This is a genomic window from Clostridium sp. 1001283B150210_160208_E6 (assembly GCF_015669365.1).
Classification (GTDB): Bacteria; Bacillota; Clostridia; order Clostridiales; family Clostridiaceae; genus Clostridium; species Clostridium paraputrificum.
Genome location: NZ_JADPAA010000001.1, coordinates 316,273 through 331,002, shown reverse-complemented (window position 1 = coordinate 331,002; position 14,730 = coordinate 316,273). Strand labels below are relative to the sequence as shown.

Annotated in this window: 13 protein-coding genes; 11 read left to right on the top strand and 2 right to left on the bottom strand. The window is 29.3% G+C overall.

The genetic code is table 11. The annotated features are described in order from the left end of the window. Nucleotide 1: 1 nt before the first annotated feature. Together asrB and asrA are read right to left on the bottom strand one after the other, a co-directional pair. Nucleotides 2–796 carry an anaerobic sulfite reductase subunit AsrB gene (gene asrB, locus I4V16_RS01740; protein WP_195966401.1) on the bottom strand — a complete coding sequence of 265 codons (795 nt, stop codon included), beginning with the start codon at nucleotides 794–796 and terminating at the stop codon, nucleotides 2–4. 1 nt (nucleotide 797) lies between these two features. Then, on the bottom strand, nucleotides 798–1,829 hold the full coding sequence (asrA, locus tag I4V16_RS01735; protein WP_195966399.1) for an anaerobic sulfite reductase subunit AsrA: 1,032 nt from the start codon (nucleotides 1,827–1,829) through the stop codon (nucleotides 798–800). A 223-nt stretch (nucleotides 1,830–2,052) separates the two neighbouring features. Between asrA and I4V16_RS01730 the strand changes: the two genes are divergently transcribed. From I4V16_RS01730 to I4V16_RS01680, 11 genes are all read left to right on the top strand, one after another. Beyond that, on the top strand, nucleotides 2,053–4,764 hold the full coding sequence (locus I4V16_RS01730) for an AAA domain-containing protein (protein WP_195966397.1): 2,712 nt from the start codon (nucleotides 2,053–2,055) through the stop codon (nucleotides 4,762–4,764). Between the two features lie 17 nt (nucleotides 4,765–4,781). Next, on the top strand, nucleotides 4,782–5,495 hold the full coding sequence (locus I4V16_RS01725; protein ID WP_055254298.1) for a DUF5131 family protein: 714 nt from the start codon (nucleotides 4,782–4,784) through the stop codon (nucleotides 5,493–5,495). 198 nt (nucleotides 5,496–5,693) lie between these two features. Then, the gene (locus I4V16_RS01720) at nucleotides 5,694–6,149 is read left to right on the top strand and encodes a LytTR family DNA-binding domain-containing protein (RefSeq protein WP_055254296.1); all 456 of its coding nucleotides are present in this window, start codon (nucleotides 5,694–5,696) and stop codon (nucleotides 6,147–6,149) included. Nucleotide 6,150: 1 nt separating this feature from the next. Next, complete coding sequence (locus I4V16_RS01715) at nucleotides 6,151–6,840, top strand: membrane protein (protein WP_027097988.1); 690 nt, start codon at nucleotides 6,151–6,153, stop codon at nucleotides 6,838–6,840. A 231-nt stretch (nucleotides 6,841–7,071) separates the two neighbouring features. Further along, nucleotides 7,072–7,482 (top strand): universal stress protein, encoded by a 411-nt coding sequence (locus I4V16_RS01710; protein ID WP_027097987.1) that lies wholly within the window; start codon nucleotides 7,072–7,074, stop codon nucleotides 7,480–7,482. A 181-nt stretch (nucleotides 7,483–7,663) separates the two neighbouring features. After that, nucleotides 7,664–8,992 (top strand): 6-phospho-alpha-glucosidase, encoded by a 1,329-nt coding sequence (locus tag I4V16_RS01705; protein WP_027097986.1) that lies wholly within the window; start codon nucleotides 7,664–7,666, stop codon nucleotides 8,990–8,992. Nucleotides 8,993–9,017: 25 nt separating this feature from the next. Then, nucleotides 9,018–10,577, top strand: a complete 1,560-nt coding sequence (locus I4V16_RS01700) for a PTS transporter subunit EIIC (protein WP_027097985.1) — start codon at nucleotides 9,018–9,020, stop codon at nucleotides 10,575–10,577. Between the two features lie 91 nt (nucleotides 10,578–10,668). Further along, nucleotides 10,669–11,475 (top strand): MurR/RpiR family transcriptional regulator, encoded by an 807-nt coding sequence (locus I4V16_RS01695; protein WP_055254294.1) that lies wholly within the window; start codon nucleotides 10,669–10,671, stop codon nucleotides 11,473–11,475. 355 nt (nucleotides 11,476–11,830) lie between these two features. Next, nucleotides 11,831–12,295 (top strand): hypothetical protein, encoded by a 465-nt coding sequence (locus tag I4V16_RS01690; protein WP_055183776.1) that lies wholly within the window; start codon nucleotides 11,831–11,833, stop codon nucleotides 12,293–12,295. Nucleotides 12,296–12,771: 476 nt separating this feature from the next. Next, complete coding sequence (locus I4V16_RS01685) at nucleotides 12,772–13,842, top strand: ABC transporter ATP-binding protein (protein ID WP_027097982.1); 1,071 nt, start codon at nucleotides 12,772–12,774, stop codon at nucleotides 13,840–13,842. A 1-nt stretch (nucleotide 13,843) separates the two neighbouring features. Beyond that, the gene (locus I4V16_RS01680; RefSeq protein WP_027097981.1) at nucleotides 13,844–14,725 is read left to right on the top strand and encodes a sugar ABC transporter permease; all 882 of its coding nucleotides are present in this window, start codon (nucleotides 13,844–13,846) and stop codon (nucleotides 14,723–14,725) included. Nucleotides 14,726–14,730 lie beyond the last annotated feature (5 nt).

The window sequence follows — 14,730 nt, the reverse complement described above, 5'->3', positions numbered from 1 at the left end:
CCTAGTCTAATAATGATTTAGCCTTAGTATAGTTAAATACAGGGCCCTCTAAGCATACATAAGTTTCATCAATTCTACAGTGTCCACATTTACCAACAGCACAAGACATTTTTCTTTCAAATGATACCCAAATTTTTTCTTCAGGAACACCAAGTTTTAGCATTTCAAGAGCTGTAAAGTGCATCATTACTGGTGGCCCAACTATAACAACTTCATAGTTATCTTCAAAAGAGTCTAAAGGAAGTTTTGATAAATGTTTAGTTACAAGACCTTGCTCCCAACCATCCTTTTCACCCTTATCGAGTGTATATATTGTATTAAATTTCTCTCTCCATTTATCTAATTCAGGTTTGAACAATATAGAATCTATATCTTTAAAGCCAAAGATTAAACTTAATGATTTTACATAATCTTCTTCAAGATAAAATTTATTAATCATACTTCTTACAGGGGCAACTCCTGTACCACCAGCAATTATAACTAAATTTTTATTTTTAAACTTTTCAACTGGCCAGCCTTTGCCATATGCTCCTCTTAAGAAGATTTTATCTCCTGATTGTAATTTGAAAAGCTCATCAGTTACCTTTCCAACAGATCTTATTGTAAAGTCCATATATCCTAGTCCAAATCCGCTTACAGAAATAGGAGCTTCGCCAATTTTAGGAAGTGATAGTTGTAGGAATTGTCCATGTTCAGGAACTATATCAGTTGCAACTCTAAAAGTGTATTCATGTTTAGTTTCATGAGTAACGCTAATAATTTCATATGATTTAGGTGTTAATATATTGTTTTCCATATTATTTTCCCTCCATAATTTCATTAACTGCATTATTTACTTTGTTTATTGTAGCTGTAATTGAAATATGTTCAGGGCATCTATCAGTACATCTACCGCAACCAACACACATATGCTCATCTCCAAATTGAGCTTTATAATCATGAATTTTATGAAGAACTTTATATCTCATTTTATCTGCCTTAGTTGTTCTAAAGTTATGTCCTCCAGCCATTTCATCAAAACCATCTATGTGACAAGAGGCTTGTACTCTTCTTCTTTCACCAATTTTACCTAAAGAATCATATACAATATCACGTGTAGTATAGCAAGAACATGTGCTACATGCTATTGTACAACTTCCACAACCAAGGCATCTTTTATTGTATTCATTCCACATTGGATGATTTTTAAGTTTTATTAATATTTCTTTATCATTAATTTCAGGAATTGTTACCTTTGCTTCATTTTCTTCAATAAATTTTAGTTCAAATTCTTCTTCTGTTTTATCATTGAAAAATTTACTGAATTCCTTGTCTTTAACATCAAACAGTAAAGAAGATTCATTAAATCTTACAGCTAAAGAGTAATCATCAGTCTTATTACTGTTCATTGATACGCAGAAGCAAGTGTCAAATCCATCAACACATTCAATACAAATAAATTTAACTCTTTCTCTTATCCTCTTATAGAAGGTATCTTCAAAGTTACCATTGTGAAGATAAATCATATCTTGTCTTCTTTGTGCATTAATATCACAAGGTCTAGCAAAAATTAATATCTTTTTGTTATGACCTATAGAACTTTCTCTAAATTCATCTTCTGTAAAGTAATAAAGGGTTTGAGTAATAGGAGTTATCACTTCCTTTACTGGATAGTGTGATTTTTCCTTAAACTCAATTTCTTCTACAGTAGAAACTTCATCATACTTTATAATGTCTGTATCTGAGTATCTACCTTGTTTTTTAAATCTCTTTGGTGCATAAATCTTGTATTCTTTCTTTAAGTCTTCAAATAAAGTATTTACTTCTTGGAATGATAGATTATATCCCATATGATACCTCCTAAAATAGTTTATTTTTTAACAATGTCTACAATTTGATTATATAGCTACATATGAAAAAAATATAATATCAAAAAAATATGGTAATCATAAGTAAAACCTATAATAAAAATATTTCATTTGGATAGACTCTAATTCCATCAATAATACTGTATAGTAGAATATAAATTAAAATGGTAAAATATACATATAAAGTCTATATTAAGGAGAAATTATGGATATAAACAAAAACTTAATAATGGTCAAAAATAAAAATGGAGAATTTGAAGATAAAACCAATGGAATAAAGTGGATTAAATATGAAAATGGTAAACAAAACATTACATATACAAATGGAAAGACATACCCACATAACTACAGTAACGTGAAATGTTATAAAGATCCTACAGAAATAGATTGCAAATCTAATGTAGTATTCCACAAAGGAGAACCAAGAAATGGAGCATTAAAAATCCTAGATTTTAATGAATATATAAAACTCTTTTTTAAAAATGATTACATTGAAACCTATGAAAAAAGATACATAAGGATAGAAAAGTCATCTCTAGACAGTGCAAAATCTAAAAGTTGTTTCAAGTATTTAAAGCATCTATCATCCCTAATAAAAATAGATGAAACAAATTTCCTAGAAAAACAATATGAAAAAATGGAGTTTATAAGTTCTAATAGTGTTTTGTCAAAATATCTTCATGGTAAAAAGCCAAAAGAAAGAAAAAAATATGAGAGTTTTATATATCCCTTTGGATTTAATATAAGCCAAAAGGATGGTACAGAAAAGGCTCTAAATAGTGAAATTAGCATAATTGAGGGGCCTCCTGGTACAGGTAAAACTCAAACAATTTTAAATATTATATCCAATGCAATAATTAATAATAAAACTGTAGGGGTTGTATCAAACAATAACTCTGCAACCTCAAATGTTATGGAAAAGCTTAATAAATATGGTGTTGGTTTTATAGCTGCCTTTCTTGGAAATACAGAAAATAGAGAGAAGTTTATAGATGGACAAGATGGTACTTATCCTTCTATGGATGGGTGGAGTCTTAATTTTAGTGAGGAAGAGGAACTTAAGAAGAAGCTACTTCAGGTAGAAAAGGATTTAAACCAAATGCTAAATAGAAAAAATGAATTAGCAAAGCTAAAGGAAGAATTAGATGGAATAAAGGTGGAGAAAGAGCATTATTTAAGCTCTAGTGAAAAGCCTAATATACTTCCTTATAGGAGCTTGTATAGAAAAACTCCAGATAGAATACTTACTTTATGGAATAATATCCAGTATCACATAGAAAATAAGGGGGATTTTACCACCTTAGATAAGGTTAAGTATTTAATTAAGTTTGGTATATATTCTTTTAAGTTTTATGATAACCCTAGTGAAGAGATGGTTTTATTATTACAGAACTTATATTATGAGATGAAAATTGAAGAGGGTGAGAAAAGAATTACTGAAATAAGCAAGTCCCTAGAAAGATATAAGTTTGAAGATAAGATGAAGGAATATACTGACCTTTCTATGAAGTTATTTAAATCTAGTTTGTATAAAAGAAAGGGAAACAAAAGTGCAAGAAGTAAGTTTTCTAAGGATGATTTATGGAAAAACTTTGGGGATGTGGTTAAGGAGTATCCTGTAATTTTAAGCACCACTCATTCCTTAAGAAATTCCATAGGGGAGAACTATTTATTTGATTATGTAATTATAGATGAATCCTCTCAAGTGGATATTGTTTCAGGAGCTTTAGCCTTATCTTGTGGGAAGAATGTTGTAATTGTTGGAGATGAGAAGCAATTGCCTAATGTGGTATCTGATGATTTGAAGGTTAAAACAAATGAGGTGTTTTATAGCTATGATTTAGATGAAGCTTATAATTATAGTGAAAAGAGCCTTCTTACTTCTATAAAAACCTTGTATCCAGAGGTTCCTTATACTCTTTTAAAGGAGCATTACAGGTGCAATCCAAAGATAATAGGCTTTTGTAATGAGAAGTTTTATAACGGAGAGCTTATTCCTTTAACTGAAAATAATATAGATAATCCTCTAATGGTTTATAAAACCGTGGAGGGAAATCATGCTAGAGGTAAGTTTAATCAAAGAGAGCTTGATGTTATCTTTGATGAGGTAATTCCTAAGGAAAACCTACAAAATTTAAATGAATCCATAGGGATAATATCTCCCTATAGACTTCAAGCTGATGAGATTAGAAAGTATATTGGTGATTTAGATATTGAAGCAGACACTGTTCATAAGTTTCAAGGTAGAGAAAAGGACAACATTATAATATCTACAGTTTCTAATGAGATGAATGACTTTATTTCTAATGCTAATTTAATTAATGTTGCAGTTTCTAGAGCTGTTAATAGGTTGATTCTTGTGGTTTCTGGAAATAAGGAGTTTATTGAAACTGAGAGCAATATTGGAGATTTAATTAGATATATTAGCTACAACAATGTGGAGTGTATAAAGGAAAGCAAGGTTAACTCTATTTTTGATTATTTATATAAATCCTATAATGATAGAAGGTTAGAGTTATTAAAAAACACAAATAAGTCAAGGTATGATTCTGAAAATCTTATGGTAAATTTATTAGATGGTATTTTGGAGGATGAGAAATATTTAAGTATAGGATATGATATGCATTATCCTTTGAGAAACTTAATAAGGGATACTTCCTTACTTAATGATAGAGAGAAAAGCTATGTAGAAAATATTAATACTCATGTGGATTTTATATTGTTTAATAAGCTTGATAAATCACCTATTTTAGTTATTGAGGTTGATGGCTTTAAGTATCATGATGAAAATGAAGTTCAGCTAGAACGTGATAATATTAAGAATTCTGTTTTGGAAAAGTATGAGATTCCTTATTTAAGGTTGAAGACTAATGGTAGTGATGAAGAAAAGAGGATAAGAGAAGCATTAATATCTTAGGATAAGAGGTGAATAATATGGCTATGTGGAATCCTTGGCGTGGATGTAAAAAGTGCAGTGATGGATGCAAGTTTTGTTATATTCATAAGGGAGATTATAAAAGAAAAGTAGATACTAGTAAAATAGTTAAAACAAAAGATTTTTATAAGCCTATAGAGAAATTAAAAAATGGAACTTATAAGATTAAGTCAGGAATAGTATATCTATGTTTTTCATCAGACTTCTTTATTGAAGAAGGTGATCCTTGGAGAGATGAGTGCTGGAATATGATAAAAGAAAGAAGTGATTTAACTTTCTTATTTCTAACTAAAAGAATAGATAGATTTAAGGATTGTATTCCTGATGATTGGAATGAAGGGTATGATAATGTAGTAGTTTGTTGTACTGTTGAAAACCAGAAGAATGTAGATTATAAGCTTTCAATTTTTAGGGATTTCCCTGCAAAGCACAAATGTATTACTGCCCAGCCACTACTGGAAGAAATACATATTGAAAAATATTTAAAAGATATTGAACTTGTTGTAGTTGGAGGAGAGTCTGATTATAATTCAAGACCATTAGATTATGATTGGGTTCTTAATATTAGAAATCAATGTATGGACGCAAATGTGAACTTTGAATTTAGACAGTGTGGCACACACTTTATTAAGGATAAAAAATTATATAAGCTGCAGGTAAAGGATTTATGTAAACAAGCCAAATTAGCTAATATAGATTATAAAGCAACTTAGAAATATAAACTACTTCTAAAATTAGAGGTAGTTTTTTATTATTTCCTTACCTTTAGTGCGAAGGGAATAAATATCTATCATACTTTTTGTGTTTAGAGTAAAAAAATTACCACTTACTTTTGAAAAATTACCACTTGTTTTACTTTTGTTTACAAAAAGATACCATAAGTTATAATTTATATTGTGGAGTGTGAGGAGATGAAAATAAGGATTGAAGTTGATGAGAATATTCAAGATGATGAAGTTATCATAAGATGTGCTAATTTAAATGAAGATATACAAAATCTTCAAAGTGCAATTAAAGATGCTTTATCTAAAAAGAATAGAATAATATTCTACAAAGATAATACACAGTTTTATATATCTTTAGATGAAATATTGTTTTTTGAAACAGAAGAAACAAGTATTAGTGCACACACATTAAATAATGTTTATGAGGTTAAATATAAGCTTTATGAGCTAGAGGGAATATTGCCTAATAATTTTATGAGGGTTTCCAAATCAACAATACTAAATGTAAATTATATTTATTCCATAACTAGAAATCTTACATCCTCAAGTCTTGTTGAATTTAAGAACACACATAAAAAGGTTTATGTTTCAAGATATTATTATAAACCATTAAAAATTAAGTTATTAGAAATGAGGAGATAAAATGAAAAAGGAAAGAGTTTTTTGGGGTCTATTTCTTGTAATAGCTGGAATAGTCTTAGTTGTTAGTAAGCTTGGATATTTTGCAGGCGTTAATTTGTTTAGTTTAGTTGCTACAGTATTTTTAGTTGCAATTATTATAAAAAGTGTATTTAAGATGAATTTTGCAGGCATTCTATTTCCATTAGCATTTATAGGAATACTTTTTGATGATCAGCTTGGAATTACTGCAATTACTCCATGGACAGTATTAATTGCTGCAACATTAGGAAGTATAGGGCTATCAATTATATTCCCTAAGAAAAAGAAATGGTATGGTAGAAACTATGATTATGATTGTAATGTTATTGATGTAGAAGATGATAGTCATATTAAGTTGGAAACTTTATTTTCTGGCAGTACTAAATATGTAAATTCTGACTCATTAGAACAAGTAGATCTAAAATGTAATTTTGGTGGTAGTACAGTATATTTTGATAATGCAAAGCTAAATGGTGGAAAAGCCATTGTAAGGTTAGATGTTAACTTTGCTGGTGTAGAATTATATGTGCCTAAAACATGGACTGTTGTTAGCAATGCAAATGTATCTTTAGGTGGAATAGATGAAAAGAATAAAGGAATAGGTAATGGAGAAAATATATTAACTTTAGTTGGAAATGTTAGTTTCTCTGGTATAGAAATAATTTATATTTAAAGGTAATAAAGCTACTTCTAAGAAATTAGGGGTAGCTTTTTTAATTTCCTTACATTTAGTACGCGTGGGGTGGATATTTGTTTCCATGTGACTTGGAGCGTAGCGACGGAACAAACAAAATAAATATCCACTCCACCTTTTTTATGCAAAGTTCAAATTCTAAAAGGAATTTTCTATAGCAATATAGAATTATATATTTAAACAGATAATATTTTGAAGGGAGAGATATTTATGGAAATGAAGAGAGTTTTAATACCTGTTGATGGAACTGAAAGGAGTATGCATTCTCTAGATTTTATTAAAGGTATATTTCCTAAGGATTCAGTTCACATTACCCTAATGAATGTTAAAGAGTTAGTTTTTATTAATGGTATGGCAGTAGCTGAAGAGCTTAAGGATGCTCAGGAAATTGGACAACAAATACTTGATAAAGCAGCTGAAAGAATGCAGGGATATTCCATATCAACATACTTTACCTTTGGATATGCAGGAGATGAAATATTAAAGAAAGCAAAAGAAGATAAAACAAATGTAATAATAATGACTAAGTCAACTAAGAGTGCATTAATAAGAATGATAGGATCAACAACATCACATGTAGTAAAAGGAGCTAAATGTGTAGTTATGATAGTACCAGAATAAAAAAATATATATATTATAATAGTCAATAAAAAGAGGTTGTTTATACAATCTCTTTTTTAATGTCTAGGAAAGTATAAAGATTATAGAAAAATTTCATAAAATGAAATTTTTAAATCTTTTTTCTGTAAGGTGATATATTATAGACATCCAAAGAAAACATTTACAGAAAAGAGGTATGGATATGAAGAAAAATGCAGTAGTTATAGTAGGTGCAGGAAGCACACACACACCAGGAATAATTCAAAGTTTATTACAAAAGAAGGATGAATTTCCTTTAAGAAAATTAGCTTTATTTGATATCGATGAAAAGAGATTACATTTAGTATATGATATCATGAAGCAATTCATTAATGAGACTTATCCAGGTCTTGAGGTTGTAGTTACAACAAATGAAGAAGAGGCTTATACAGATATAGATTTTGTATTTGCTCAAATTCGTCAAGGTGGATTAAAGTTAAGAAGTTCAGATGAAAAGATTCCATTAAAATATGGAGTAGTTGGACAAGAGACTTGTGGTCCTGGAGGATCAATTTCTTATGGAATGCGTTCAATTCCAGCTATAATTCATATCATAAAGATGGCAAAGAAGTATTCTCCAAATTGTTGGATTTTGAATTATTCAAACCCAGCAGCAGTTGTTGCAGAGGCTACAAGAAGAGAGTTCAATAATGAAAGAATACTAAATATATGTGATATGCCAACAGCAATTCTGTTATCTTACTCTAAGATGTTAGGCTTAGATAGCTGGCAATCACTAGATCCATGTTATTTTGGATTAAATCACTTTGGGTGGTTCACAGCTTTATATGATAAAGAAGGAAAGGATCGTTTACCAGAATTAAGAGAAATGATATTAACTTCTGGTATGACGGCTTGCAGTGATAAGCATCATAAAGATAAGGATTGGCAAAAAACATGGAAGCAATATGCAGAGATAGTTAAGGATTATCCTGACTTCTTACCAAACAGCTATCTTCAATACTATTTATATTCATCAGAAATGGTAGCCAAAATGGATATAAATCGTACAAGAGCAGATATGGTTATAGAAGGACGTGAACAAGAAATGTTTGCAGAACACAAGAAATATTTAGAGTCACCAGAAAGCTACAAGAGTCCATTACAAGAGTTTACAGTATTTGGCGATTTTATAGTTGATGCAGCTTCATCTATTGCATACAATAAGGGAGAACGTTTCTTAGTAATTGTAGAAAATAATGGAGCTATCCCTAATATGCCAGCAGATGCAATGGTAGAAGTACCAGCATATATACGTTCATGGGGGCCAGAGCCAGTGTCAATTCCTGCAATACCAACCTTCCATAAAGGAATGATGGAAAATCAATTAGCTTCAGAAAAATTAGCTGTAGATGCTTATTTTGAAAATTCTTATGATAAAGCATTACAAGCTATAGCTATAAACAAAACAGTACCATCTACAACAGTTGCAAGAAAAATTTTAGATGACTTAATTGAGGCAAACGGTGATTATTGGCCAACATTAAAATAAAGAACGAAAGATAAGGGGGATTTTCATGGATAAGAAAAAAATATTTAGCTCATTTCAAAAACTGGGTAAAGTTCTAATGGCACCTGTTTTACTTTTACCTATTTCAGGTATTCTTGTTGGTGTTGGTAGTGCATTTACAAATGCTAGCTTAGTTGAAGTTGCACCTTTTTTAGGGAATAGTTTCTTTTCTCTTATATTCCAATTAATGAAGGATGCAGGTAACGTTGTAAATAATAATATTTCAATTATTTTTGCTATATGTATTGCGTATGGATATGCTAAGTCTGAAAAAGCTACAGCAGCATTATCAGGTTTCTTAGGATATATGACAATGAATACAATAATGGGAAGTTTTTTAATTGCTAGAGGTGTTATAGATACAAGCAATTTAATAACTGGGCAAAAAGCAATTTTAGGTGTAACTACTTTAGATACTGGTGTATTTGGTGGTATTATAATTGGTCTTATAGTAAGTTATCTTCATAATAAGTATTATAAGATACAATTACCTCCAGTATTAGGTATCTTTAATGGAACACGTTTTATACCTGCAATTACAATTATAGTTTCTAGTTTTGTAGGTATTGGGTTATCGTTTATATTTCCTCCTATACAAAATGCTTTAGAGCTATCTTCTGAATTTATTAATTCAACAGGTGTGTTTGGAGCATTTGTATACGGATTTGCAGAGCGTATGTTATTGCCTTTTGGGTTACATCACTTTATATATCTTCCATTCTTCTTTACATCTCTTGGTGGTGTAATGGAAATTGGAGGTCAAACAGTAGAGGGAGCTGTAAATATATATAATGCAATATTAAATACTCCTGGTGCTATGTTTGATATTAATATAAGTAGATATGTAATGAATGGTAAAGTATTATTTGCTATGTTTGGTTTAACAGGTGCGGCACTTGCAATATATAAGACTGCAAAGAAGGAAAATAGAAAGAAAGTAGCATCTCTTATGATAGCAGCAGTTATACCTTGTGCACTTATGGGAATTACTGAACCACTAGAGTATAGTTTCCTTTTCGTAGCACCTATGCTATTTGGAGTTCATGCTTTATTGTCAGGAATAGCTTATGTATTAACATATATAGTTCAATTTAATGTAGCAGGACCATCAGCCTTTGGAGGACCATTATTATCATGGATATTCAATGGAATATTAAATGCTGATAAGGGATCTAACTGGTATTGGTTACCTATACTTGGAATAGTCTATTTTGCAGTTTACTATTATGTATTCAAATTTGTAATTATTAAATTCAATTTAAAAACCCCTGGAAGAGAAGTTGTAGATGTAGAAGAAAATGCAGTAAGTGAAAGTAATACAGGAGATTTAATTCCTAGAATAGTAGAAGCTGTTGGTGGCAAAGATAATATTTTAAAAGTAGAAGCATGTTTTACTAGATTACGCTTAACACTAAAAGACACCTCGGTAATAGAAAAAGATGAGTATTTCAAAAACGAATTATCTGCTAATGGAATAGTTAAGGTTGCTCAAGGTGTACAAATTATTTATGGTAATAAAGCTTCTGTTTATAAAACTGAAATGAGAGAATATTTAGGTATTGAATAATTACATAAAGATATAGGGTAGTTTATGCTATCCTATATTTTTGTATTATAATATATATTTAATAGTTATAGATAGATAAATGGAGGAAGGTATGTATTCATTTTTTTCTAACTTAAAAAGATGTGTAGAAGAAATAACAGAGTATTCTTCTACAGATAGCTATATAGCACAGTACATTTTACATAACCATGAAATAATACCTAACATGACTATATTTGATATTGCAAAAGCATGTAACACCTCACCTTCTACAATAACAAGGTTTTGCAAAAGGGTTAATAATTCAAGCTTTAAGGAGTTAAAAGAGGATGTTATTGTTTATAATGAGTTTCTTCAGGATGAGATAAGCAATAGAAGTGTTAAAAGTGGTAAAGAAAATAGGAATAGTAATTCTATATTGAATGGGTATTTTAAGGCACTTAATAAGTCATTTGTAGAAACAAAAGAACTTATTGATGAAAAGAAGCTGATTAAAGCTGTTCACTGGATTGAAGAAGCTAAGGGGATTTATGTCTTTGGTAGCTCTTTTTCTAATATTGTTGCTAAAAATTTCAGCGAAAAATTTACAAGGTTAAATAAGACTGCTTATTCATTTCCAACTTTAAAAAGCCAGATACTTGCAATAGAAAGTATGAGTGAGGATGATATTGCAGTAATTATATCATTTTCTGGAACAACACGACATATTAAGCAAATAAATAAACTTTTAAAAGAAAAGAACATAAAGATAATTTGGATTACATCACAAAATGAAATTAAGAATTCTTTTAGAGAAATTAGATTATTAGTAAGTACTTTAAAAATGGAGGAGTTTCAAACATCAATTATTCAAGATCATGCACTAAATAGCATTGTAGATATATTATATATTTATTGTGTATACCTATATACTAGTTGATACAACTTGGCGTTTTCTAGCTTTTTTATAAAGTGTGGTAAAATATAAGAATAATAGAAAAGGGTTTGTATAAGGGTGGAAATAGTTGCATATGAACATAAAGCACATTATTATGAAACAGATCAAATGAGAATAGTTCATCATAGCAATTATATTAGATTTTTGCAGTTTCTTTTTTTGTGTGGGGTTTGTATGAAAAATAGTTAAGATTATTTCATATATATTAATGAGGGGGTAATATGTATGAAATTGTATAAGGTAATAGTAAAAGAGATTCATCCTGATGTATGTAAAGAGAATGGTACTGAAGAGGTAATGGCAGAACTAACAAGCATTTATAATAAGATGGTATATTATGAATAATAAGAGTGTGATTGTATTTAGTTCTGATATAAGAGGTATAAACTATAAGATGCCTGAAAGAGCAAAGGATTTAGATAAAACTACTGTTAAGAAGATTACTAATGCAATAAATTATGGTAAAACAGATAGTAGAGGACTTATTTGGATAAATTGTTCAACTATTCATACTGTATTAAGAGTAAGAAGAAAGGTAGATGCAAGACATTTATTAGAAACAATTGATTCAAAATATAAAACAACCTATGAAGGGGCAGAATATGTATTGTGGTCAAGCCTTATATCTATAGTTGAAAGAAGAAGGGAAGAAAATCCTAAAAACAGATATTTATCATTAGTTATGGAGATATTAAACGAAATAAATGAAAGTGATGATATACAGTTGTTGAGGTTAAGACCCAAAAATTTAATTGAGAAAAGGGTTAAACAAGTGGGAGATAGATGTGAAAAGTTCTGTTAGAAAGTAATGAGAATATAAAAAATATGAATATATTATTTTTTTGAAGAAACTAATATTAAGTTTGATTTTAGTTTCTTTTTATTTTTGAATTAAAAAAAATTAACTTCATATACTAAAGGTTATAAAAAAGTATAAAAGTTGGGAGAGGTGATTGATTAGTGTATACTAATTAATCAATATGTGGTATACAGACAAGTATTATTTGGTAAATAACATCTATATGTGCTACTTAAAATTATTAAAGAATTATAAATTTATTAAAAGAAGTGGGCATTTGTCGGAAAAAGTGTATTAAGGTTATTAATTAGTTAAATAATAATTATAAAATGTTAAAATAACAGATATAATCTTGTAAAAGTATGATGAATTTAGTATATTATGAGTAGAACTGTTACAAATCGGTAACAAGTTTTTATGATATTTTACAAGCATACTAGGAAGACTTAAAGAAAACTAAAAATTACTAGAGGTGAAACATGATACAGATTGAAAATCTAAAAAAAGTTTATAACAACGGTTATGAAGCTTTAAAAAGCATTAATCTCGAAATTAACGACGGTGAACTTATTTGTTTATTAGGACCAAGTGGTTGTGGGAAAACTACAATCCTTAATTTATTAGCTGGATTATTAGATCCAACAGATGGAGATATCAAGTTTGACAAGGAATCAGTTATTGATAAGCATCCTAAGGATAGAAATATAGGCTTAGTATTCCAAAACTATGCATTATATCCACATATGACTGTCTTAGAAAATGTTATGTTCCCTCTTACAGTTGGAAATAAAAAGATGCCTAAAAAAGAGGCTGAGGAAATAGCAAGAAAATATATGAAGGTAACAAGTATAGAAGAGCTTGCTAATAAAAAACCAGGGGAAATGTCTGGTGGACAACAACAAAGAGTTGCAATTACAAGAGCACTAGTTCAAAATCCTAAGATTCTTTTACTAGATGAACCATTAAGTAATTTAGATGCAAGATTAAGATTAAAGATTAGAGAAGAAATTAGAAGACTTGTAAAGGAAATTGGTATAACAACTGTATTCGTTACACATGACCAAGAAGAAGCTTTATCAATAAGTGACAGAATAGTGTTAATGAATGAAGGTATAGTACAACAATTTGATGTTCCTCAAAATCTTTACCTAGAACCATCAAATCTTTTTGTTGCAAAGTTTATGGGTAACCCAATTATAAATATCTTCGAAATGGAGAAGGAAGGGAATGCCCTTAAAGCAAAAGATTTTACAATTGATTTAAGTTTACTAAATAAAGATAGATTCAAGGGTGAATTAAATGAAAGTAAGTACTTTGTAGGGATTAGACCAGAGTACTTTGAATTAAGTGAAAATCCATTATTTAAGGCTAAGGTTGAATCAATAGAATTAATAGGAAAAGATTGTATAGTAAATTTCAATGCTAATGGTATACATGCTAAGTCAATTACTGATATTACTCGTAATGTATCAGAAGGAGACGAGTTAGGATTTGAAATTGACTACAATAGTATATACATATTCCAAGAGAATGGAGTTAGAGTGTATTAAAATGAGAAAGTTAAAGTATAGAGCGGAGAATTCACCACAGGCATGGTTTTTCTTACTTCCTGCCTTAATAATAATAGGAGTATTTAGCGTATTCCCATTAATTAGAACATTTATAATGGCCTTTCAAAAAGGTACATTAAATAGCTTAGAGTTTAATGGATTTAAGAACTTTGAAGTAGTATTATCAGATCCAAAATTCCATACAGCAATAGGTAATACATCCCTTTATGCCTTTGTTGTTGTACCTGTTGGATTAATTATTTCAATGTTTATTGCAGTTACAATATATGAAAAGATTAAGCGTAAAGATGTGTTTGAAACAATTTTCTTTATACCTTACTTAACAAGTATTATAGCAGTTGGTATTGTATTTAGATTTTTATTAAATGGAGAGTATGGATTTGTTAACTATATATTAGGATTATTTAATGTAGGACCATTTAATTTCTTAGATGATCCATCTATGAGTATGATTACGTTAATTATATTTGGTATATGGTCAGGACTTGCATTTAATATAATAATACTTCTTTCAGGTTTAAGAAATATTGATGATAGTTATTACAAGGTTGCAGATATGTTTGGAGCAACTAAGAGACAACAATTTTTCAGAATAACTTTACCTCAAATGATACCAATTATTACATTCTTATTAATGGTTAACTTCATTAATGCATTTAAGGTATATGCACAGGTATTCTCTATATTCAACGGAAAAGCAGGTATAGCAGATAGTGCAACTACAGCAGTATTCTATATCTTTAATAAGTTCTATGTAGAAAATAGATATGGTCAAGGTATGGCAGCAGCAGTTATCTTATTTATACTAATTCTATTGTTTACATTAATTCAAAATCGTATATTAAAAAGAATATCTAAGTAGGTGAA

Bases quoted from the DNA above. Each gene is read 5' to 3' on its own strand.
- asrB (WP_195966401.1), bottom strand. From the start codon at position 796: ATGGAAAACAATATATTAACACCTAAATCATATGAAATTATTAGCGTT.
- asrA (WP_195966399.1), bottom strand. From the start codon at position 1,829: ATGGGATATAATCTATCATTCCAAGAAGTAAATACTTTATTTGAAGAC.
- I4V16_RS01730 (WP_195966397.1), top strand. From the start codon at position 2,053: ATGGATATAAACAAAAACTTAATAATGGTCAAAAATAAAAATGGAGAA.
- I4V16_RS01725 (WP_055254298.1), top strand. From the start codon at position 4,782: ATGGCTATGTGGAATCCTTGGCGTGGATGTAAAAAGTGCAGTGATGGA.
- I4V16_RS01720 (WP_055254296.1), top strand. From the start codon at position 5,694: ATGAAAATAAGGATTGAAGTTGATGAGAATATTCAAGATGATGAAGTT.
- I4V16_RS01715 (WP_027097988.1), top strand. From the start codon at position 6,151: ATGAAAAAGGAAAGAGTTTTTTGGGGTCTATTTCTTGTAATAGCTGGA.
- I4V16_RS01710 (WP_027097987.1), top strand. From the start codon at position 7,072: ATGGAAATGAAGAGAGTTTTAATACCTGTTGATGGAACTGAAAGGAGT.
- I4V16_RS01705 (WP_027097986.1), top strand. From the start codon at position 7,664: ATGAAGAAAAATGCAGTAGTTATAGTAGGTGCAGGAAGCACACACACA.
- I4V16_RS01700 (WP_027097985.1), top strand. From the start codon at position 9,018: ATGGATAAGAAAAAAATATTTAGCTCATTTCAAAAACTGGGTAAAGTT.
- I4V16_RS01695 (WP_055254294.1), top strand. From the start codon at position 10,669: ATGTATTCATTTTTTTCTAACTTAAAAAGATGTGTAGAAGAAATAACA.
- I4V16_RS01690 (WP_055183776.1), top strand. From the start codon at position 11,831: ATGAATAATAAGAGTGTGATTGTATTTAGTTCTGATATAAGAGGTATA.
- I4V16_RS01685 (WP_027097982.1), top strand. From the start codon at position 12,772: ATGATACAGATTGAAAATCTAAAAAAAGTTTATAACAACGGTTATGAA.
- I4V16_RS01680 (WP_027097981.1), top strand. From the start codon at position 13,844: ATGAGAAAGTTAAAGTATAGAGCGGAGAATTCACCACAGGCATGGTTT.